Origin of the sequence: Streptomyces sp. NPDC051582 (assembly GCF_040681715.1) — a bacterium.
GTDB lineage: Bacteria > Actinomycetota > Actinomycetes > Streptomycetales > Streptomycetaceae > Streptomyces.
In genome coordinates this window covers 139,242-159,767 of record NZ_JBFAZJ010000021.1, presented here as the reverse complement: position 1 = coordinate 159,767, position 20,526 = coordinate 139,242, and the positions used below count along the sequence as shown (strand labels likewise).

The 20,526-nt window shown below is 72.5% G+C and carries 21 protein-coding genes; 6 read left to right on the top strand and 15 right to left on the bottom strand.

Going from position 1 to position 20,526, the window contains the following annotated elements; translation table 11 throughout:
* Positions 1–118 precede the first annotated feature (118 nt).
* The 7 genes from AB0M92_RS25985 to AB0M92_RS25955 all read right to left on the bottom strand — a co-directional run bounded on the left by AB0M92_RS25985 (position 119) and on the right by AB0M92_RS25955 (position 6,698).
* A complete protein-coding gene (locus AB0M92_RS25985; protein WP_366104682.1) occupies positions 119–853 on the bottom strand; it encodes a DUF3159 domain-containing protein in 735 nt (244 codons plus the stop codon).
* 3 nt (positions 854–856) lie between these two features.
* Positions 857–1,276 (bottom strand): OB-fold nucleic acid binding domain-containing protein, encoded by a 420-nt coding sequence (locus tag AB0M92_RS25980; protein WP_366104681.1) that lies wholly within the window; start codon positions 1,274–1,276, stop codon positions 857–859.
* A gap of 24 nt (positions 1,277–1,300) precedes the next feature.
* Entirely contained in the window at positions 1,301–1,987 is a 687-nt protein-coding gene (locus AB0M92_RS25975) for a response regulator (protein WP_366104680.1), read from the bottom strand.
* Positions 1,984–4,614: a sensor histidine kinase KdpD gene (locus AB0M92_RS25970; protein WP_366104679.1), complete on the bottom strand. Its 2,631-nt coding sequence runs from the start codon at positions 4,612–4,614 to the stop codon at positions 1,984–1,986. Before AB0M92_RS25970 ends, AB0M92_RS25975 begins: the two co-directional genes overlap by 4 nt.
* 176 nt (positions 4,615–4,790) lie before the next feature.
* Positions 4,791–5,576 carry a DUF3710 domain-containing protein gene (locus AB0M92_RS25965; protein ID WP_366104678.1) on the bottom strand — a complete coding sequence of 262 codons (786 nt, stop codon included), beginning with the start codon at positions 5,574–5,576 and terminating at the stop codon, positions 4,791–4,793.
* A gap of 1 nt (position 5,577) precedes the next feature.
* Complete coding sequence (dut, locus tag AB0M92_RS25960; RefSeq protein WP_048477606.1) at positions 5,578–6,114, bottom strand: dUTP diphosphatase; 537 nt, start codon at positions 6,112–6,114, stop codon at positions 5,578–5,580.
* Positions 6,114–6,698: a PaaI family thioesterase gene (locus AB0M92_RS25955; protein ID WP_366104677.1), complete on the bottom strand. Its 585-nt coding sequence runs from the start codon at positions 6,696–6,698 to the stop codon at positions 6,114–6,116. The genes dut and AB0M92_RS25955 overlap by 1 nt, the downstream gene beginning before the upstream one ends.
* Before the next feature lie 58 nt (positions 6,699–6,756).
* On the opposite strand from AB0M92_RS25955, the gene AB0M92_RS25950 reads away from it, so the two are divergent.
* Positions 6,757–7,212 (top strand): DUF3093 domain-containing protein, encoded by a 456-nt coding sequence (locus tag AB0M92_RS25950; protein ID WP_366104676.1) that lies wholly within the window; start codon positions 6,757–6,759, stop codon positions 7,210–7,212.
* 77 nt (positions 7,213–7,289) lie between these two features.
* On the opposite strand, the gene AB0M92_RS25945 is transcribed toward AB0M92_RS25950, so the two are convergent.
* From AB0M92_RS25945 to AB0M92_RS25930, 4 genes are all read right to left on the bottom strand, one after another.
* Complete coding sequence (locus tag AB0M92_RS25945; protein ID WP_366104675.1) at positions 7,290–8,207, bottom strand: hypothetical protein; 918 nt, start codon at positions 8,205–8,207, stop codon at positions 7,290–7,292.
* Between the two features lie 12 nt (positions 8,208–8,219).
* A complete protein-coding gene (locus tag AB0M92_RS25940) occupies positions 8,220–8,516 on the bottom strand; it encodes a DUF4193 domain-containing protein (RefSeq protein WP_030154344.1) in 297 nt (98 codons plus the stop codon).
* Between the two features lie 383 nt (positions 8,517–8,899).
* On the bottom strand, positions 8,900–10,144 hold the full coding sequence (locus AB0M92_RS25935; protein ID WP_366104674.1) for a HAMP domain-containing sensor histidine kinase: 1,245 nt from the start codon (positions 10,142–10,144) through the stop codon (positions 8,900–8,902).
* 5 nt (positions 10,145–10,149) lie between these two features.
* A complete protein-coding gene (locus tag AB0M92_RS25930) occupies positions 10,150–10,803 on the bottom strand; it encodes a response regulator transcription factor (RefSeq protein ID WP_030154340.1) in 654 nt (217 codons plus the stop codon).
* 244 nt (positions 10,804–11,047) lie between these two features.
* Here AB0M92_RS25930 and AB0M92_RS25925 point away from each other — a divergent pair, with 244 nt between their 5' ends.
* Positions 11,048–11,215, top strand: coding sequence for a hypothetical protein (locus tag AB0M92_RS25925; RefSeq protein ID WP_359168322.1), 168 nt, complete (start codon positions 11,048–11,050; stop codon positions 11,213–11,215).
* A gap of 91 nt (positions 11,216–11,306) precedes the next feature.
* On the opposite strand, the gene AB0M92_RS25920 is transcribed toward AB0M92_RS25925, so the two are convergent.
* Both AB0M92_RS25920 and AB0M92_RS25915 read right to left on the bottom strand, forming a co-directional pair.
* Positions 11,307–12,137, bottom strand: coding sequence for an inositol monophosphatase family protein (locus tag AB0M92_RS25920; protein WP_366104697.1), 831 nt, complete (start codon positions 12,135–12,137; stop codon positions 11,307–11,309).
* Between the two features lie 35 nt (positions 12,138–12,172).
* Positions 12,173–13,342 carry a ferrochelatase gene (locus AB0M92_RS25915; protein WP_366104673.1) on the bottom strand — a complete coding sequence of 390 codons (1,170 nt, stop codon included), beginning with the start codon at positions 13,340–13,342 and terminating at the stop codon, positions 12,173–12,175.
* A 194-nt stretch (positions 13,343–13,536) separates the two neighbouring features.
* Between AB0M92_RS25915 and AB0M92_RS25910 the strand changes: the two genes are divergently transcribed.
* Together AB0M92_RS25910 and AB0M92_RS25905 are read left to right on the top strand one after the other, a co-directional pair.
* Positions 13,537–14,793, top strand: a complete 1,257-nt coding sequence (locus tag AB0M92_RS25910) for an MFS transporter (protein ID WP_366104672.1) — start codon at positions 13,537–13,539, stop codon at positions 14,791–14,793.
* The gene (locus AB0M92_RS25905; RefSeq protein ID WP_366104671.1) at positions 14,744–16,072 is read left to right on the top strand and encodes a D-arabinono-1,4-lactone oxidase; all 1,329 of its coding nucleotides are present in this window, start codon (positions 14,744–14,746) and stop codon (positions 16,070–16,072) included. Before AB0M92_RS25910 ends, AB0M92_RS25905 begins: the two co-directional genes overlap by 50 nt.
* Positions 16,073–16,078: 6 nt before the next feature.
* On the opposite strand, the gene AB0M92_RS25900 is transcribed toward AB0M92_RS25905, so the two are convergent.
* Complete coding sequence (locus AB0M92_RS25900) at positions 16,079–16,942, bottom strand: hypothetical protein (RefSeq protein WP_366104670.1); 864 nt, start codon at positions 16,940–16,942, stop codon at positions 16,079–16,081.
* Positions 16,943–17,479: 537 nt separating this feature from the next.
* Between AB0M92_RS25900 and sepH the strand changes: the two genes are divergently transcribed.
* Positions 17,480–18,532, top strand: a complete 1,053-nt coding sequence (gene sepH, locus AB0M92_RS25895; RefSeq protein ID WP_366104669.1) for a septation protein SepH — start codon at positions 17,480–17,482, stop codon at positions 18,530–18,532.
* A gap of 126 nt (positions 18,533–18,658) precedes the next feature.
* Here the strand turns inward: sepH and AB0M92_RS25890 are convergent, their stop codons facing one another.
* The gene (locus AB0M92_RS25890; RefSeq protein WP_366104668.1) at positions 18,659–19,513 is read right to left on the bottom strand and encodes a sulfurtransferase; all 855 of its coding nucleotides are present in this window, start codon (positions 19,511–19,513) and stop codon (positions 18,659–18,661) included.
* A 175-nt stretch (positions 19,514–19,688) separates the two neighbouring features.
* Between AB0M92_RS25890 and AB0M92_RS25885 the strand changes: the two genes are divergently transcribed.
* Complete coding sequence (locus AB0M92_RS25885; protein WP_366104667.1) at positions 19,689–20,486, top strand: VOC family protein; 798 nt, start codon at positions 19,689–19,691, stop codon at positions 20,484–20,486.
* Positions 20,487–20,526 lie beyond the last annotated feature (40 nt).

Sequence of the window (20,526 nt, the reverse complement as noted above, 5' to 3'; positions counted from 1 at the left end):
CCCGCCCCGTGGCCCCCGGCGCCCCCCCCCCCACCGCCCCCCCCACTGCCGCCCCCCGCCGGGGGGGGGGGGGGGGCCCCCGGGGGGGCCCCCCGCCCCTCCCACATCTGGACCTACATCACTTGGCGTGCTTGGCCTGGGTCTTGCGGGCCTTCTCCGCGGCCTCCTCGGCCTCCCACTCCGCGATCACGTCGATCGGCGGCGGGGCCTTCGCCAGGAAGACCCACGTGAAGTACACGGCGAGCACCATCGGCGGCAGCTTCAGCGCGATCAGCACCCAGCCCAGCTGGGTCGCGTCCCCCCACCAGTACAGCGGGAAGAGGATCGCGTACTTCGCGAGGAAGATGAGCCCCCAGGCCAGGCTGGCCTTGGTGTACGCCTTCTTGCGCCCGGGATTGCGCGTCCGCCAGGACAGGTTCTCCTTGAAGACCGGTCCCAGGATCACCCCCAGCAGCGGGAAGCCCACCAGCGCGGAGAGCGTGAAGGCCACGCCCAGCCCGGCGCCGTAGATCATGCCGGGCAGGTAGAAGCCCTTGGCGGTGCCCGTGAACAGGGCGAAGGCCACGCCGACGGCCACGCCGAAGACCCCGCTGAACGCGTGCTTGACGGTGTCCTTGCGCAGCAGGCGCACGATCACGAGCAGGACGGCGACCGCCCCCGCCGCGATCGCGGACATCTTCACGTCCTTGTTGACCGTGTAGATCATCACGAAGAGCAGTCCGGGGAGCATCGTCTCCACGGTGCCCCGTACGCCTCCGAAGGCGTCGAAGAGCGCCGCCTGCGTCACGGCCTTCTGGTCCGCGGACGGTTCGCCCGCGGGATCCGGGGTGATCGGTTTGTCGAGTGAGGCCACCGGCTACTGCTCCTGTCCGAGCGGTCGGAGTTCGTACTTCGGATTGAAGAGGGTCCGGCGGCCGTGGCTCATCGCGATCCGCCCCGAGGCGATCATGCGCCGGCCCGGTTCGATTCCCACGATCGAGCGACGCCCGAGCCAGACCACGTCCAGTGCCGCGGAGCCGTCGAAGAGCTCCGCCTCCAGGGCGGGCACCCCGGCGCGCGGGCGGAGGGTGACGGTGCGCAGCGTTCCCGTCACCTTGACTATCTGGCGGTCGTGGCAGTCGCAGATCCGCGTGCAGCCCGCGGCTTCTGCGTCCTCCTGCAGTTCCGCCGAATGCAGCTCCTCCTGCGAGGTGGACAGCCGCTCTATCATCCTCCGGAACCGGCCCGCCGGCCTGACCGGCTTGACGGACTTCTCGGGACGCGGTTCAGCACTCATACAGGAAGCGTACCGGCGCCCCCGCTACCTCTCGAAGCGGTATCCCATGCCCGGTTCCGTGATGAAGTGCCGCGGATGCGAGGGGTCCGCCTCCAGCTTGCGCCGCAGCTGGGCCATGTAGACCCGCAGGTAGTTGGTCTCGGTGCCGTACGAGGGCCCCCAGACCTCCTGGAGGAGCTGCTTCTGGCTCACCAGCTTGCCCCCGTTGCGGACCAGCACTTCCAGCAGGTGCCATTCGGTGGGCGTGAGCCGTACGTCGCGCCCCTCGCGCACCGCCTTCTTGGCGGCCAGGTCCACCGTGAAGCCGTCGGTCTCCACGATCACCTCGTCCCCACCGGAGCCCGGTCCCGGCTCGGCCCGGCGGACGGCCGCGCGCAGCCGCGCCAGCAGCTCGTCCATGCCGAAGGGCTTGGTGACGTAGTCGTCGGCCCCGGCGTCCAGGGCCTCGACCTTCTCGTCGGAGCTGTGCCGGGCCGAGAGGACCAGGATCGGCACCCGGGTCCAGCCGCGCAGGCCCTTGATCACCTCGACGCCGTCCATGTCGGGCAGGCCCAGGTCGAGGACGACCACGTCGGGGTGGCGGGCGGCCGCGAGCTCCAGGGCCTGGGCCCCGTCCGCCGCGGCGTCGACCTCGTACTTGCGCGCCTTCAGATTGATCACGAGGGCTCGGACGATCTGCGGCTCGTCGTCCACCACGAGCACCCGGGTCATTGAGGTCCTGCTTTCTGTCGTACGGGGTCGAGAGCGATGGGATCGTCGGCGTTGACGTCGGCGTCGGCGTCGGCGTCGGCGGGCACGCCGCCGTCCGGCGCGGCGACGCGTTCCGGTCCACTGTCGCGCCTCGCGGCGCGCAGCGTCAGCACCATGGTCAGCCCGCCGCCGGGGGTGTCCTCGGCCGTGAGGGTGCCGTCCATGGCCTCGGCGAAGCCGCGGGCCACCGCGAGGCCGAGGCCGACCCCGGCGCCGCGCGGGGCGTCCCCGTGCCGCTGGAAGGGGGCGAAGATCCGGTCCTTGGCCTCGTCGGGCACTCCCTGCCCGCGGTCCACGACGCGTACCTCGACCCGGTCGCCCAGGTGGCTCGCCCGGACCAGCACCCGCTCGCCGGCCGGGCTGTACTTGACGGCGTTCTCCACCACGTTGGCCACGCTCCGCTCCAGCAGCCCGGGGTCCACCGCCACCATCGGCAGGGTCTCCGGGACGTCCAGGACCACGCTGCCCTCCGGTACGCCGCCCAGCGCCATCGGGACCACCTCGTCGAGGTCGATCTCCCGGATCAGCGGGGTCACGGTGCCGGTCTGCAGCCGGGACATGTCGAGCAGGTTGCCCACCAGGTGGTCGAGCCGGTCGGCGCCGTCCTCGATGCCTTCGAGGAGCTCGGCCCGGTCCTCCTCGGACCAGTCCACGTCGTCGGAGCGCAAGGAGGACACGGAGGCCTTGATGGAGGCCAGCGGCGTACGGAGGTCGTGGCTGACGGCGGCCAGCAGCGCGGTCCGGATCCGGTTGCCCTCCGCCAGCCGCCGGGCCCCCTCGGCCTCCCCGACCAGCCGCTGCCGGTCCAGGACCACGGCGGCCTGCGCGGCGAAGGCGCCGAGCACGCGCCGGTCCTCGGCGGGCAGCACCCGGCCGGACAGGGCCAGCGCCATGTGGTCCCCGATGGGCATGTCCACATCGGCTTCCCCGGGGCGGTCGACCGGGCGCGGGCCGACGCTGCCGGCCCGCTTCCAGGGATCCACGTCGCCCGCGCGCTCCAGCAGGGCCACCGACTCCATGGCGAAGGTCTCGCGCACCCGCTCCAGCAGCGCGTCCAGCGTGGTCTCGCCGCGGAGCACGCTGCCGGCCAGGAACGAGAGGATCTCGGACTCGGCGCGCAGCCGGGCGGCCTGGTGGGTGCGCCGGGCGGCCAGGTCCACGACGGAGGCCACGGAGACCGCCACCCCGAAGAAGACGGCGATGGCCACGATGTTCTTCGGATCGGAGACGGTGAACCGGTGGACGGGCGGGGCGAAGAAGTAGTTCAGCAGGAGCGAGCCGAAGGCGGCCGAGGCCAGCGCCGGCCAGAGCCCGCCGAGCAGGGCGGCGGCCACGGTCAGCGAGAGGAACAGCAGCATCTCGTTGGCGAGGCCCGGATCGGCGTTCACGTGCGTGAGCAGGACGGCCAGCAGGGCGGGGAGGACCATCCCGACGATCCAGCCGGCGACGATCCGGGGCCGGCCGAGCCGGGCCGCCGAGCGGACCACCGGCAGGCCGCGGCCCCGGGCGACCTCCTCGTGCGTGACGATGTGCACGTCGAGGTCGGGCCCCGAGTCGCGGGCCACGGTGGCGCCGACGCCGGGGCCGAAGACGTACTGCCAGGCCTTGCGGCGGCTGGATCCGAGCACGATCTGGGTGGCGTTGACCCCGCGGGCGAATTCGAGCAGCGCGTCGGGGACGTTGTCGCCGATCACATGGTGAAACGTTCCGCCAAGATCTTCGACCAGCGTCCGCTGGACCGCGAGCTCCTTCGGCGAGGCCGCGGTCAGCCCGTCGCTGCGGGCGATGTAGACGGCGAGGATCTCGCTGCCCGAGCCCTTGGCGGCCATCCGCGAGGCGCGGCGGATGAGGGTGCGGCCCTCGGGGCCGCCCGTCAGCCCGACGACGATCCGCTCGCGGGCCTGCCAGGTCGAGCGGATGCCGTGCTCGCCCCGGTACTGCTGGAGGTGTTCGTCGGCCCGGTCGGCCACCCACAACAGCGCCAGCTCGCGCAGGGCGGTGAGGTTGCCCGGCCGGAAGTAGTTGGACAGGGCCGCGTCGACCTTGTCCGACTGGTAGATGTTCCCGTGCGCCATCCGCCGGCGCAGCGCCTGCGGGGACATGTCGACGAGTTCGATCTGGTCGGCCCGCCGCACCACCTCGTCCGGCACCGTCTCCCGCTGCCGCACCCCGGTGATGGACTCCACCACGTCGCCGAGCGATTCCAGGTGCTGGATGTTCACGGTGGACACGACGTCGACGCCCGCCCGCAGCAGCTCCTCCACGTCCTGCCAGCGCTTGGCGTTGCGCGAACCGGGCACGTTGGTGTGGGCGAGCTCGTCGACCAGCGCGATCGCGGGCCGGCGCGCCAGTACGGCGTCCACGTCCATCTCGGTGAAGTCGGCGCCCCGGTACGGGAGCTGCCGGCGCGGGACCTGTTCCAGCCCGTGCAGCATCACCTCGGTCCGGGGCCGCCCGTGGTGCTCGACGAAGCCGACGACGCAGTCGGTACCCCGCTCCACCCGGCGGTGGGCCTCGGACAGCATCGCGTACGTCTTGCCCACACCGGGTGCCGCGCCGAGGTAGATCCGTAGCTTGCCGCGTCCCATGGGCCCATTCTCCGGGACGTTCCGGCCGATCACGCACCTTTCGGGGCCCGTCCGCCCATCCCTGACGGATCCCTGACACCCGGGGCCCGCACCTCGGGGGTACGACAGCGGGCCGCACCCCCGAAGGAGTACGGCCCGCGGCCGAAAACGGTCGGCCGGCGCCCGGTCGGCGTCGGTCAGCGGACCTCGGTGATCGTCGGACCCTGCTCCAGCTGGCCCATGCCGCCGGAGAAGCGCGAGCCCTCCTGGTCCTCGGTCTGCACGCCGTCCGGCACCATCTGGGCGTCGTTCGGCAGCTTCAGCACGATCGGGTCGCGCGGAGCCATCGGGCCGTCGCCGCGCACGATGACGGTCTCGCGGAAGATCTGCTCCAGCACGCCCGCCGACTCGGGACGCACGGCGCCCTGGCCGGAGATGACGCCGCGCAGGAACCAGCGCGGGCCGTCGACGCCGACGAAGCGGACCAGCTGGGCGCCGGTCTGGCCGTCGGGCATCGGTACGGGCACCTGGGCGCGCAGCTCCCAGCCCAGCGGACCCTCGACCTCGTCGATGATGCCGCCCTGCTGGGTGATGCCCGTGGCGATCTCGTCGCGGACCTCGCCCCAGATGCCTTCCTTCTTGGGCGCCGCGAAGGCCTGCAGCTGTACGGCACTGTCGCCGAGGACGACCGTCGCGGCGACGATCGCGTCACCGGCGACCTCGACGCGCAGCTCCATGCCCTCGACGCCCGGTACGAGAATGCCGCCCAGGTCCACGCGACCCTCCTCGGGTGCGCCGGGCACCTCGGAGACGTCCCACGGGCCGTCGGGCCGCGGGGCCGGCGGCAGATTCACCCTGCGGGGCGCGGAGTCGGTGCCGAGCTCCTCGCCGCCGTCCTGCTCATCGCCGGCCACGCCGTCCACGACCTGCTCGGCCGCGCCGCCGTCCCTGGCGGAGTCGTTCTTCTTGCGACGTCCGAACACGTCACTGTCCTTCCCGGTCGGATACGACCGAAGCGTAGCCATTCCCACCCTGCTGACCAGCGCCGGATCCGGCCACGGCCGCATGACCGCCGGTGGAGCCGAAACCCCCCTCGGCCCGCGCCGAGCCGGGAAGTTCCGCCACCTCGTGGAAGCGCACCTTCTCGACCCTCTGGACAACCAGCTGGGCAATGCGGTCGAAGCGCTCGAACCGGACGCTCTCGCGCGGGTCGAGATTGACCACGATCACCTTGATCTCCCCACGGTACCCGGCATCCACCGTCCCCGGGGCATTCACGAGCGCGAGCCCGCAGCGTGCGGCGAGGCCCGAGCGCGGGTGCACGAACGCCGCGTACCCGTCGGGCAGGGCGATGGACACCCCCGTGGGCAGCACGGCGCGCTCCCCGGGTTCCAGCACGGCCGCCTCCGTGGTCACCAGGTCGCAGCCGGCGTCGCCGGGGTGGCCGTAGGCGGGCAGGGGCACCTCGGGGTCGACCCGCTTGATCAGCACGTCGACGGGCGGGTGGTTGTTCTCAGACATCAGGGGTTCACCTCGAAGGCGCGTGCGCGCCTGACCTGGTCCGGGTCGGACATCGCCGCCCGGATCTCCTCGGGCCGACCGTTGTCGATGAAGTGGTCGACCTTCACCTCGATGAAGAGCGCGTCTGCGCGCACGGCGACCGGGCCCTCGGGCCCGCCTATCCGGCCGACCGCGGTGGAGTAGATCTTGCGCCCGGCGACGGCGGTCACCTCGGCCTCCAGGTACAGCACGGTGCCCACGGGCACCGGCCGCACGAAGTCGGTCTCCAGCCGGCCCGTCACCGCGATGACGCGCAGCAGCCAGTTCAGGGAGCCCAGCGTCTCGTCGAGCGCGGTGGCGAGCACGCCGCCGTGGGCGAGGCCGGGGGCTCCCTGGTGCGCGGGCTTCACGGTGAACTCGGCGCTGACGCGGACGCCCTCCCCGGCACGGGCCTCCAGGTGGAGTCCGTGGGGCTGGCCCTCGCCACAGCCGAAGCAGTGCCCGTAGTGCGCACCGAGCAGCTCGCCGGGCGCGGGGGCGTCGGGGTGCCGGACCGGTGCGGCGGCATCGTCCGGGGGCGTCAACGCTGTGTTTCGTCCACTCACAGGCGCAGACCTTACCCGCGCCACTACCCACCGGTCGCCTCGTGGCAGGCTTGGCGCCATGCAGCTCTCCCCCGCGCACCACGACGAACGCCTGACCGCCCCCCGCTCCTGGTGGGCCATCGCCGTACTCATCGGCCTGGCGTGCGCGCTGATGCTGCTGCCGCTGGGCACGCTGCCGCTGCTGGCCGGGCTCGTCGGGGGCACCGCGCTGGCGGGGATGCTGGTGAGTTCGTACGGCTCCGCGCGCGTGCGCGTGGTGAACGGTGCGCTGGCGGCCGGCGAGGCGCGGATCCCGGTGACGGCGCTGGGCGAGCCCGAGGTGCTGGACGCGGAGGAGGCGCGCGCCTGGCGCACGTACAAGGCGGACACGCGCGCGTTCATGCTGCTGCGCAGCTACGTGCCGACGGCGGTGCGCATCCCGATCACCGACCCCGAGGACCCGACTCCGTACGCGTACGTCTCCACGCGCGAGCCGCAGGCTCTGGTCAGGGCGATCCGGTCGGCCAAGGGCTGATCCACCGGGGCCCTGAGGGCCCCGAGGGCCCTGAAGGCTTCGGGCCGGGCAGGGGTCTGCGGGGGTCGGGCCGGGGGTCAGGCCGGGGGCCAGTCGCCTTCGGAGCCTTCGAGTGCCGCCCTGGTGGCCTCGGGAAGGGGCTGGGAGGGCTGCTCAAGGGGCGGGAGCTGCGGCAGCGAGTCCCACGCCACGGCCCTGCTCCGCAGGTCGGCACGGACCTTCTCGGCGAGTTTGCGGGTGTCGCGGTGGTTCATGACCGCGCCGACGGTGGCGCCCACCATGAACGGCAGCAGGTTCGGCAGGTTGCGGAACGTCCGCTTCATGATCTGTTGGCGCAGTTCGCGCTTCATCTGACCGCCGAGCGCGATGTTCAGCGTCGTCGGCTTGGTCAGGTCGACCCCGCGCTCCTCCGTCCACGCGGTCAGGTAGGCGAAGCTGCGGTCCTTGAGGTTTCCGGGCGGCCGCTGGCCGTACACCTCGTGGAGTTCCGCGACGAGCTTGAGCTCGATGGCGGCGACCCCGGTGATCTCCGCGGCCAGTTCGGCGGGCATGGCGGGCGGCACCGGGAGCATGGCCGCGGCCCCGATGCCCGCGCCGACCGTGGAGGTTCCGTACGCGGCGCCCGCGATCAGCTTGTCGGCAAGCTGATCGGGACCGAGGCCCGGGAACTGCGCGCGCAGGGTCGCGAGGTCCCGAACCGGAACGCGCGGTGCGTTCTCGATGACGCGGTCCGTGATGTGCAGGACGGCGGCCCTGGCATGTTCGCCGCCCTTGCGCACACCGCTTTTGACGGCTTGTAGCCGACGAGCCCCGGACCAGCGCCGGGCTCCCTCGTCGGACTCTGCGGCCGACGGCACCGCCGCGGCGGTGCCGGACGACACGGCGGCTACGCCCGAGGCCGCTGGGCCCGTTTCCGGACCCGCCACCTCTTGCGCCTCCGCCGGATCACCAGCTTTTCGGAAGCGGCGCTTCCGAAACGGTGTCGAGCCGGTCACGGCCGACGCCTCTCAGTCGCAGTCGCGGCAGATCGGCTGGCCGTTCTTCTCGCGTGCCAGCTGGCTGCGGTGGTGAACCAGGAAGCAGCTCATGCAGGTGAACTCATCGGCCTGCTTGGGCAGCACCCGAACGGCCAGTTCCTCGTTGGAGAGGTCTGCGCCGGGGAGCTCCATGCCCTCCGCCGCGTCGAAGTCGTCGACGTCGACGCTCGAAGACGACTTCTCGTTACGCCGGGCCTTCAGCTCTTCAATGCTGTCGTTGTCGACGTCGTCGTCGGTCTTGCGTGGGGTGTCGTAGTCCGTTGCCATTTTTCGCTCTCCCCCTCTGGGATTTAGCGGTGTCTCAGCGCACGTAACGCGCGAGAGGCCGGACTTGTGCCCGACCTGAGGCGGAGATTTTGCCTCACATCAAGGTCTGTTACTCAATCGACACCCAGCCGCACACCTGAAGGAGCGATTGGCTGGGATGACGACCGGGACCGTACACGGTCCGGGGGCCGTCTTGCACAAACGCCACCCCGTGTATTTCCCGCTGTTCGAGGGGCGGGAAACCCGGACTTCCCGGGCTTTCCGGCCCCCTCGGGGGTCACTGAACGCACATGACCCGACACTCGCCAATGTGATCGATCACACAGATACCCTCCCGGCCCCCTCCTCGCCATTCAGCCAACAGCGAACAAGCGGCCGGGGACTCACAGGGGCAAAGTGACACGCATCACGAGGCCACCCCCCTCGCGCGGCGTCGCCGAGATCCGTCCGCCGTGAGCGCGGGCCACGGAGCGCGCGATCGACAGGCCGAGCCCCACACCCTTGTCACTGCCCGTGCGCTCCGTACGCAGCCGCCTGAAGGGCTCGAAGAGGTTGTCCACCTCGTACGCGGGAACCACGGGACCCGTGTTCGAGACGATGAGGATCGCCTGACCGTGCTGGGACTCGGTGGTGACCTCCACCCAGCCGTCCTCCGGCACGTTGTACCGGACGGCGTTCTGCACCAGGTTGAGCGCGATCCGCTCCAGCAGGACGCCGTTGCCCTGGACCACGGCGAGCGCCCGCTCGCCGCGGATCTCCACGCCCTTCGCGGCAGCCTCGCCGCGCGCCTGGTCGATGGCGCGCGAGGCGACCTCCGCCAGGTCCACGGGCTTGCGCTCGACTATCTGGTTGTCGCTGCGGGCCAGCAGCAACAGGCCCTCGACCAGCTGCTCGCTGCGCTCGTTGGTGGCCAGCAGCGTCTTGCCCAGCTGCTGGAGCTCCACCGGCGCGCCCGGGTCCGAAAGGTGCACCTCCAGCAGCGTCCGGTTGATCGCCAGCGGCGTGCGCAGCTCGTGCGAGGCGTTCGCGACGAACCGCTGCTGGGCGGTGAAGGCCCGCTCCAGGCGGTCGAGCATCTCGTCGAAGGTGTCGGCGAGCTCCTTCAGCTCGTCCTCCGGCCCGTCCAGCTCGATCCGCCGGGTCAGGTCGGAGCCGACCACCCGGCGGGCGGTACGGGTGATCTTGCCCAGCGGCGAGAGCACCCGGCCGGCCATCGCGTAGCCGAAGGCGAAGGCGATGATGCTGAGGCCCAGCAGGGCCATCAGCGACCGGCTGAGCAGGTCGTCCAGAGCGTGCCGGCGCTGCTCCAGGATGCAGGTGTTGATCGCGCCGTTGAACTGGTCGTAGTTCTGCCCCTTGCCGATCACACCGGGGCACGTGCTGGTGACCTGGATGTCCGTACCGCCCACGATCTTGAACGGCAGTCCGTTGCCCTCCCGCAGCGCCTGTGCCGCCAGCAGGTAGATGATCGACAGCAGCAGGATGCCCGCGATCAGGAACATGCCGCCGTAGAGCAGGGTCAGGCGTATGCGGATGGTCGGCCGCAGCCAAGGGAAGGGACCCTCGGGCTGGCCGGGGTCCCAGGTCGGTCTCGGCGGCACCGCTGGCGGTGCCGGGGTCGCCGCCACCCGCGTCAGATCCGGTAGCCGGAGCCAGGCACGGTCACGATGACCGGCGGCTCCCCCAGCTTGCGCCGCAGGGTCATGACCGTCACCCGCACCACGTTCGTGAAGGGGTCGGTGTTCTCGTCCCATGCCTTCTCCAGCAGCTGCTCGGCGGAGACGACGGTCCCCTCGCTCCGCATGAGAACCTCCAGCACCGCAAACTCCTTGGGCGCCAGCTGCACCTCCCTGCCCTCTCGGAACACCTCGCGCCGGTTCGGGTCGAGCTTGATGCCGGCCCGCTCCAGCACGGGGGGCAGGGCCACGGTGGTGCGCCGCCCCAGGGCGCGCACGCGGGCGGTCAGCTCGCTGAACGCGAAGGGCTTGGGCAGGTAGTCGTCCGCGCCCAGCTCCAGGCCCTCCACCCGGTCGCTCACATCGCCGGACGCCGTCAGCATCAGCACGCGCGTGGGCATGCCGAGCTCGACGATCTTGCGGCAGACGTCGTCACCGTGCACGAGCGGGAGGTCCCGGTCGAGGACGACCACGTCGTAGTCGTTCACCCCGACGCGCTCCAGGGCCGCGGCGCCGTCGTACACGACGTCCACGGCCATGGCCTCCCGGCGCAGCCCGGTGGCCACCGCATCGGCGAGCAGCTGCTCGTCCTCGACGACGAGTACGCGCACGTCGTTTCCTTCCATCGAGCCCTGAGGGCACACGTGTATTGCGTCGTCCATCCTGCCCGTTTCAGCCGTAAACCGGCTGTAAGGCGCCCCTCCGGGGCCCGCGGGGGCCGGAAGTGAGGATTCCCTCGCCTTCCGAGGTTTCTGGGCCCAGGGTGCCGGGGAGGACGACAGCACACCCCAACCACTCCCTGACGGCGGACTGCCACGTGCCACCGCCGACCCACGAAGAGGGGGCGAACCCACCATGGACGCATTCACCGCGGGTCTCCTGCAGCGCATCCGGGCCACGCAGTCGGACCTCAACCAGGCCCGCGAAACGGGCGACGACTTCCTCGTGGAAGTGGAGCAGGCGGAACTGGAAGATCTCCAGCGCCTCGCCGCCGAACACGGCGTTCCCGTCTCCGTCTGCTGACGAACTCCCGTCCAGCCAGAACCCCGGCGGCCGCATCGCGGCAGCCGGGGTTCCCTCATGCCGGGGCAGCGGTGCCGCGTCGGCGCCCGTGTCAGTCGTGCCAGGCCCCGGCCTCTTCCAGCAGCGGCTGGAGCGAGGCGAACACCGCCGGCGTCGCGGCCAGCGCGAGCTCGCCCGAGGCGGGCCGCCCGGGCCGCCCGCCGGTGAGCGCCCCGGCCTCCCGGGCGATCAGCTCGCCCGCGGCCAGGTCCCAGGGGTTGAGCCCGCGCTCGTAGTACGCGTCCAGCCGCCCGGCGGCCACGTCGCTGAGGTCCAGGGCCGCCGACCCCCCGCGCCGGATGTCCCGCACCCGGGGGATCACCCGCAGGGCCACCTCCGCCTGCTGCTCCTTGCGCGCCTGGAGGTAGGCGAAGCCGGTCCCGACCAGTGCCTGGTCCAGCGGCGCCGCCGCCCGGCAGGCGAGGCGGAGCCCGTCCGGCCGGTCGCCGTCCGGCCCGTCCCCGTCCAGCCAGGCCCCGCCGCCGAGCACCGCGCGGTAGGTCTCGCGCCGCATCGGCGCCGCCACGACCCCGACCACCGTCCCGCCCCCGTACTCGGCGGCGATCGACACGCTCCAGCTCGGCAGCCCGTACAGGTAGTTGACGGTGCCGTCCAGCGGGTCCACGACCCACCGCACCCCGCTGGTCCCGGGGACGTCCGCGCCCTCCTCGCCCAGCAGCCCGTCCTCGGGGCGCCGTCGCGCGAGGATCCCGGTGATCAGTTTTTCCGCCGCGATGTCCATCTCGGTCACCACGTCGATCGGACTGCTCTTCGTCGCCGCCACCGCGAGGTCGGCGGGACGGCCGTCGCGCAGCAGCTCCCCGGCCTGCCGGGCGGCGTCCAGCGCCACGTCCAGCAGCTCGGCCTTCAGCTCTTCGGAGATCACGCTCGCCCTTTCCAGGCGTAGGGACTGTCGGCCTAGGCGTAGGGGCTGTCGGCGCCGGCGGCCGCCGGCCGGGGGCCGCGCGCCGGGCAGCAACCCACGGCGCACAGGTCGTGGCTGGGCCCGAGCGTCCCCAGCGCGCACCGCTCCACCGGCTCTCCCCGCTCCGCGGCCGCCCGCTCCAGCACCAGTTCGCGGACCGCGGCCGCGAACCGCGGGTCGGCCCCGACGGTCGCCGACCGGGCGATCGGCAGCCCGAGTTCGGCGGCCTTCGCCGTCGCCTCCGTGTCGAGGTCGTACAGGACCTCCATGTGGTCCGACACGAACCCGATCGGCACCATCACCACCGCGGGCGCCCCGGCCCCGTGCAGCGACTCCAGGTGGTCGCAGATGTCGGGCTCCAGCCACGGGATGTGCGGGGCGCCGCTGCGCGACTGGTAGACGAGCTCCCAGGGCAGCTCCGTGCCCGTCTCGGCCCGTACCGCGTCCGCGATCACCCGGGCGACGTCCAGGTGCTGCCCGACGTACGCCCCGCCCTCGCCGCCGGCGGTGTGCTCCTCGACCGGGCCGGAGGCGTCGGCGGCCGCGGTGGGGATCGAATGGGTGGTGAAGGCGAGGTGCGCGCCGGAGCGCACCTCCTGCGGCAGCGACTCCAGCGCGGCGAGCACCCCGTCGATCATCGGCTGCACGAAGCCCGGGTGGTTGAAGTAGTGCCGCAGTTTGTCGACCCGCGGCAGTTCGGCGGCGCCGTCGGCGGCCAGCGCCGCCAGCGCGTCCGCGAGGTTCTCGCGGTACTGCCGGCAGCCGGAGTAGGACGCGTACGCGCTGGTGGCGAGCACCGCGATCCGGCGGCGCCCGTCGGCGGCCAGCTCCCGCATCACGTCGTCGAGGTAGGGGGCCCAGTTCCGGTTGCCCCAGTACACGGGCAGGTCCAGCCCGTGCTCGGCGAAGTCCTTGCGCAGGGCGTCCAGCAGCTCACGGTTCTGCCCGTTGATCGGGCTGACCCCGCCGAAACCGAAGTAGTGCTGCCCGACCTCCTTGAGCCGCTCGCGCGGGATGCCGCGCCCGCGCGTGACGTTCTCCAGGAACGGCACGACGTCGTCGGGTCCTTCGGGACCGCCGAAGGAGAGCAGCAGGAGGGCGTCGTAGGGGGCGGCGAGGCCTTCGGCCGGGGGCGGGGCGGCGGCGCGGAGCTGGTCTGACATGGTTCGAATCCTGCCACCCGGCGTCCCCGGCCGGGAACCGGCCCGGCGGCGCGCCCGCCCCCCGAGCTGGGTAAGGTGACCCTAAGTTCCCTTCCGGATCCCGTCCGGGGTTCTGGTCCGGATTCTCCCCGTGCGGGTGCCTTGTCGGCGGTCGTAACCTGTATGGGCCAATGACGTCCCTTACGGAGGGCACCTTGCCCAGTCCCTACCGCGCGATATTCGCGGCCCCCGGCACAGTGGGGTTCAGCGCCGCAGGCCTCATAGGCCGCCTGCCCATATCCATGGTCGGCGTCGGCATCCTGACGATGATCTCCGAGATCACCGGCCGCTACGCGATGGCGAGCGCCCTCACCGGCACCCTCGCCCTGGCCGCCGCGTTCATCGGCCCCCAGGTATCCCGCCTGGTGGACCAGTACGGGCAACGCCGGGTGCTCCGCCCCGCCACCCTCATCTGCGTGGCCTCGGTCGCCGTCCTGCTGGCGGCCGCCGCCAACGGGTGGCCGGACTGGACCCTCTTCGTCTGCGCGGCCGTCGCCGGCTGCGTGCCGAGCGTCGGCTCGATGGTCCGCGCCCGGTGGACCGTGATCTACCGGGACTCCCCCCGCGAACTGCACACCGCGTACTCCTTCGAGTCCGTCGTGGACGAGGTGTGCTTCATCTTCGGCCCGATCATCGCCATCGGACTGTCCACCACCTGGTTCCCCGAGGCCGGTCCGCTGATCGCCGCCCTGTGCCTGCTCGTCGGCGTCTGGCTCCTGACCGCGCAGCGCTCCACCGAGCCCGAGCCGCACCCGCGCGAGGAGCACGGGGACCGCACCTCCGCCCTGCGCTCCCCCGGACTCCAGGTCCTGACCGCGACCTTCGTGGCGACCGGCGCGATCTTCGGCTCCATCGACGTGTCCACGCTCGCCTTCGCCGAGGAGCAGGGCCACAAGTCCGCCGCCAGCTTCATCCTGGCCATCTGGGCGTTCGGATCCTGCCTGGCGGGCATCGTCTTCGGCCTCCTCCACCTCAAGGGCAAGAGCGAACGCCGTTGGGTACTGGGCGTATGTGCGATGGCCGTGAGTATGATCCCCCTCCTACTGGCCGGGAACCTTCCGTTTCTGGCCGTGGCGCTCTTCGTCTCGGGCCTCGCCATCGCTCCCACGATGATCACCACGATGGCCCTGATCGAGGCGCACGTACCACGCGCGAAGCTGACCGAGGGCATGACCTGGATCAGCACCGGCCTCGCGGTCGGCGTCGCGGTCGGCTCATCGGTGACCGGACTGGTCATCGACGCCTCCGGGGCGCGCAGCGGGTACGTCGTCTCCATCTCGTCGGGAGTGGCCGCGGCGGCGGTTGCGTTCGCGGGATACCGCCGGCTGACGAAGCCGGCGCAAGGGGAGGAGCCAGCAACCGATGGGGACGGCGACAGCAGGGCGGAACAGCAGGGCGACCGCGTGGCATAACTGGGCGGGCACGGTCACGGCCACCCCCGCCCGCGTGGTGACCCCGGCCTCGGTCGGGGAGCTTCAGGAGGCGGTGCGCCGGGCCGCCGAGGACGGGCTGAAGGTGAAGGCGGTCGGCACCGGCCATTCGTTCACCGCGGCCGCCGCGACCGACGGCGTGCTCGTACGTCCGCAGGCGCTGGCCGGGATCCGGGAGATCGACCGCGCCGCCGGCACGGTGACGGTGGCCGCGGGCACGGTGCTCAAGGACCTGAACACGGCCCTGGCCCGGGAGGGCCTCTCGCTCACCAACATGGGCGACATCATGGAGCAGACGGTCTCCGGCGCCACCAGCACCGGAACCCACGGCACCGGCCGCGACTCGGCCTCCATCGCGGCCCAGATCCGCGGCCTGGACCTGGTCACGGCGGACGGCCGGCTGCTCACGTGCTCCGAGAAGGAGAACCCGGACGTCTTCGCGGCCGCCCGGATCGGCATCGGCGCCCTGGGCATCGTCACCGCGATCACCTTCGCCGTGGAGCCGGTCTTCTTCCTGACCGCCCGTGAGGAGCCCATGGGCTTCGACCGGGTGACCGCCGAGTTCGAGCAGCACTTCGCGGAGAACGAGCACTTCGAGTTCTACTGGTTCCCGCACACCGGCAACTGCAACACCAAGCGCAACAACCGCAGCCAGGGCCCCGCCGCCCCGCCCGGAGCCGTGAGCGCCTGGGTCGAGGACGAGCTGCTGTCCAACGGCGTCTTCCAGGCCGTCAACTCCCTCGGCCGCGCCGTCCCGGCGACGATCCCCTCCATCGCCCGGATCGCGAGCCGCGCCCTGTCCGCGCGCACCTACACGGACATCCCGTACAAGGTGTTCACCAGCCCGCGCCGGGTGCGGTTCGTCGAGATGGAGTACGCGCTCCCGCGCGAACAGGTGGTCGAGGCGCTGCGGGAGCTCAAGTCGATGGTGGACCGCTCCGGGCTGCGCATCAGCTTCCCGGTCGAGGTGCGCACGGCTCCGGCGGACGACATCGCGCTGTCGACGGCCTCGGGTCGGGAGACCGCGTACATCGCGGTGCACATGTACAAGGGCACCCCGTACCAGGCCTACTTCACGGCCGCCGAGCGGATCTTCACCGCGCACGGCGGGCGGCCCCACTGGGGCAAGGTGCACACGCGGGACGCCGGGTACTTCGCCGGCGTCTACCCGCGCTTCGGCGAGTTCACCGCGCTGCGGGACCGGCTGGACCCGGACCGGCTGTTCGGCAACGACTACCTGCGCCGGGTCCTGGGCGAGTAGCCCGGCTCACGGAGCCTGCTGCCGCCCCTTCCCGCTCGGGACCGGGGTGGGGGTGGGCGTCGGTGTCGGCGTGGGGGTGGGCGTGGGCTTCGGGCTCGGACTCGGCGGGTTCGGCGGGTTCGGCGGGTCGGGGCTCGGCGCCGGGCCACCGGAGCCGGAGGGGTCCGGGGAGGCGGGGCCGGGGCTCGGCTCCCGGTCCGGGCCCCGGTCGCCGTGCGGGGCCGAAGGGCTCGGGGAGGTCCCGGACCCCGGGGTCGTCCCGCCCCTGCCGCCGGTGCCGCTCTCCTTGCCGGGGCCGGCCGGCTTCTCGTCGTCCACCTTGTGCGTGCCACCGGACCAGATGGTTCCGCCGCCCTGGCTGATCGCCGTGCCGGAGAAGGCCTCGTACGCCCCGAGGCCGCCGAGCGCGATGGCGAAGGCCGCGCCCGAGGCCGCCGCGGTCCGCTTCCAGCCCCGTACGCGGGCGCCGTGCACGGTGGCCTCGCCGAACTCCCCGGGGGGCGCCGCGGAGCGGAGCGCCAGGGTGCCGCCGGGCGCCTTCTCCCCTCCGGCGGGCGGGACCTGACGGGCCCTGGGGCGGGCGCTCTCGCGGAGCTGGTCGCCGGTGCGCTTGAAGAAGTGCTGGATGACGGGGCCGCCTGCGGTGGCGACCACGCTCACCACGCCGGCGCCGAGGATGGTCCCGTAGACGCCCAGCTGCGAGGCGAGCAGGGCGGCCGCGACGGTGGCGAGGGAGGAGCCCGCGATCTGGGCCACGCTCAGATCGAGCTTCTTCTTCTCGGCGCCGTCCGCGCCGCCCGCGGGCCCCGCGCCGCCCGTCCCGCTCGGGGCGGACCCGGGTTCGACCTCTGGCGTGGCCTTCTGACCCATCCTCATCCCCTGTGTGTGCTGCCTCTCGCGACGTCTCGCGCTTCACCGCTCTCAGCAGTTACTGACCGCCGAGCGAAACGGATAGTTCCGTTTCTGGGGATTCTGTGAAGCAGGACACGCGGATTCGGGTGCGGGCGCAGGTCCCGCCCGATTCGGGGCAGCCCAACTCCCGCCGCCCGCGACAAGTTCGGCGGCGCGGCGGTCCACCCAGGTGGCCCGAATGGAGTACTGTGGCGAGCCCTGGGGCCGTCCTTCCTTACGGATGTCCGGACTCGGGAGAGGGGGCCGACTGATGGAGAAACGGCACTCGAAACCGGTGATGCCGCGGCATTGCACGCATTCCTGATGCGCACAGTAATCGTTCGGTCACTGTGCGTACCCAACAGGTAACCGTGCCATAACGGCGATCAAGGGCGCATGCCCGACACGCCGGTTGAACTCGGCAAGGTTGTGGCAGGCTGCACCCGGGCAGGCCACACTCGACTAGCGGAAGCAGCGACGCACGTGACGTCGGCAGGCACCACCCGGGAGGTCCCCATGCCCGAACTGCGTGTCGTGGCCGTCTCAAATGACGGCACACGACTGGTGCTCAAGGCTGCGGACAGCACGGAGTACACGCTTCCGATCGACGAGCGGCTGCGGGCTGCCGTGCGCAACGACCGCGCGCGCCTGAACCAGATCGAGATCGAGGTGGAGAGCCACCTCCGCCCCCGTGACATCCAGGCCCGCATACGAGCCGGTGCCTCCGCCGAGGAGGTCGCTCAACTCGCGGGCATCCCCGTCGACCGCGTACGCCGCTTCGAGGGCCCGGTGCTGGCCGAGCGCGCGTTCATGGCCGAGCGGGCCCGCAAGACGCCCGTACGCCGCCCCGGCGAGAACACCGGCCCCCAGCTCGGCGAGGCCGTGCAGGAGCGGCTGACGCTGCGCGGCGCCGAGAAGGAGTCCGTGCAGTGGGACTCCTGGCGCCGCGACGACGGCACCTGGGAGGTCCTGCTCGTCTACCGGGTCGCGGGCGAACCGCACTCGGCGAGCTGGACGTACGACCCGCCGCGCCGGCTGGTCGTGGCCGTGGACGACGAGGCCCGTTCGCTGATCGGCGAGGCCGACGACCTCCCCGCGACGCCGGAGCCCAGCTTCCCGTTCGTGCCGAGGATCGCGCGACTGCCGCGGGACCGGCCGCTGGACCGCACCTTGGACCGGCCGCTGGACCGCGCCCTCGACCGGCAGTTGGAGCGGGCCGCCAACAGCGCGGCGCCCGCGCCGGAGCCGGAGGAGGAACGGGACACGCTGACGAGCCTGTTGGAGGCCGTGCCCAGCTTCCGCGGCGACCTGGTGGTCCCCGAACGCCCCGAGCCCGAAGCGGAGGAGGAGCCGGAGGCGGAGGAGCCCCCGGCGGCCTCGGCGAGCGCCGGCGCCGGCTCCGCGTACGCGGACGTCCTGATGCCGCGCACGGTGGCGGGCCACCGCGACCGTCTGACGGGCACCACGGACCGGCAGGCGGAGGCCGACGGCGTCCGCCCCGGCCGCCGCGCGGCGGTCCCGAGCTGGGACGAGATCGTCTTCGGCACGCGCCGCAAGAAGCAGGAGTAGCGGAGCGGCCGCCCCCGGCCCCGCCGCGCCCGAGGCACGGGGGCCGCGGCACGGGCCGGGGAACGGCAACCGGGGCGCAGGCCCCTATGGGGTGTCCGCAAAGTCCCGCCTGCCCCGCGGCGCCCCCTAGCGCGGGTCCGGACCGGTGGCCACGGGCCGCGCCGGGTCCGCGGACCATTCCGACCAGCTGCCCGCGTACAGGGCGGCCGGAACCCCCGACACCGCCAGTGCCAGCACCTCGTGCGCCCCCGAGACCCCGGAACCGCAGTACACGCCGACCGGCGCCGCGCCCGAAGCGCCCAGCCCGGCGAAGCGCGCCCGCAGGGCGTCCGCCGCGAGGAACTTCCCGTCCGCGTCCACGTTCTCGGTCGTCGGCGCCGACACCGCGCCCGGGATGTGCCCGCCGACCCGGTCGATCGGCTCGATCTCGCCCCGGTACCGCTCCCCCGCCCGCGCGTCCAGCAGGATGCCGCTGCGCGCGAGCGCGGCCGCCGCGTCCGCGTCCAACAGCCCCAACGCCCCCGGGTTTGGCTTGAAATCGCCCTCCGTGACGGTGACGGCATCCTCCGTGACCGGACCGCCCGCGGCCACCCACGCGGCCAGCCCCCCGTCCAGTACCCGCACGTCCGTGTGACCCGTCCAGCGCAGGAGCCACCACGCCCGGGCGGCGGCCCAGCCCAGGCCCCCGTCGTACACGACCACCGGCGCGTCGGCCGAGACGCCGGCCCGGCGCATGACGGCCCCGAACTCCTCCGGCTGCGGCAGCGGGTGGCGACCGCCCGATCCCGGCGGACCTGCCAGTTCGCCGTCGAGGTCCACGTACACGGCCCCCGGCAGGTGGCCGGCGTCGTACGCGGAGCGCAGGTTCGGACCGCCCAGCTGCCAGCGGACGTCGAGCAGTACGGGCGGGCGTGACCCGGCCGTCTCGTCCATCAGTTCGGCGGCGGAAACGATCACGGAGGGCGCAGGATTCGCAGTCATGCGGCCCATCTTCCTCCCCGCTCCGGGGCCCGTGTTACAAGCCCGACACCGACAGGCCGCATCGATTCGGTCATCTCTCCCCGCACCGGCGAAACCCGGCCGGTCGAGGCGCGCCGGACCCGCCGTAGTGGAAGCATCTGGTCCGGGATGAGCGACGACGGAGGAGACGGCTGACATGACCGAGGAACCGGAAGAAACGCGGCGCCCGCCCGGCACCCCGTGCTGGTCGAGTCTGATGGTGCACGGCCTCGGGACCACCGAGGCCTTCTACACCGACCTGTTCCGCTGGGAGTACGAGCCCGGCCCCCAGCCCTTCGGCCCGTACGTCCGCGCCCTCCTCGACGGCCAAGAGGTCACCGGCATCGGCGAGATGCCCCCGGACCGGCACCTTCCGGTGGCCTGGACCACGTACTTCGCCACCGACGACGCGGACTCGACGGCCGAGACGATCCGCTCCTGCGGCGGCACGGTCGCGGTGGGGCCCCTGGACGCGGGCGGCGAGGGACGGCTGGCGATCTGCTCCGACCCGCTGGGGGCGATCTTCGGGATCTGGCAGGCCGAGGAGCACATCGGGACCCGCCTGTCGGGCGTTCCCGGCACCCCGGTCTGGGCCGAGCTGGTCACGCAGGACACCTCGACCGTGGGCAAGTTCTACCAGCACGTCTTCGGCCACGAGGCCGAGACGCACGCCACGGCCGCCCCCGACTTCGACTACGTGACGCTGCTGCTGGACGGGCGTCCGGTCGCCGCCGTGCACGGGGTCGGGCGCTCGCTCCCGCACGACCGGGGCCCGCACTGGATGACGTACTTCGAGGTCGAGGACGTGGACACGGCCGCGGCCCGGGTGCACCGGCTCGGCGGCCGCGTCATCCAGCCGCCCCGCGAGGGACTGACCGGCAGGGTCTCCACGGTCACCGACCCGGAGGGCGCGGTGTTCACGCTCGTGGAGTCACGCCCCGCGAAGGCCCGTTGACCGCGAGGACGCCCGCACACGGCTCGGTGGGGTCGTGTAC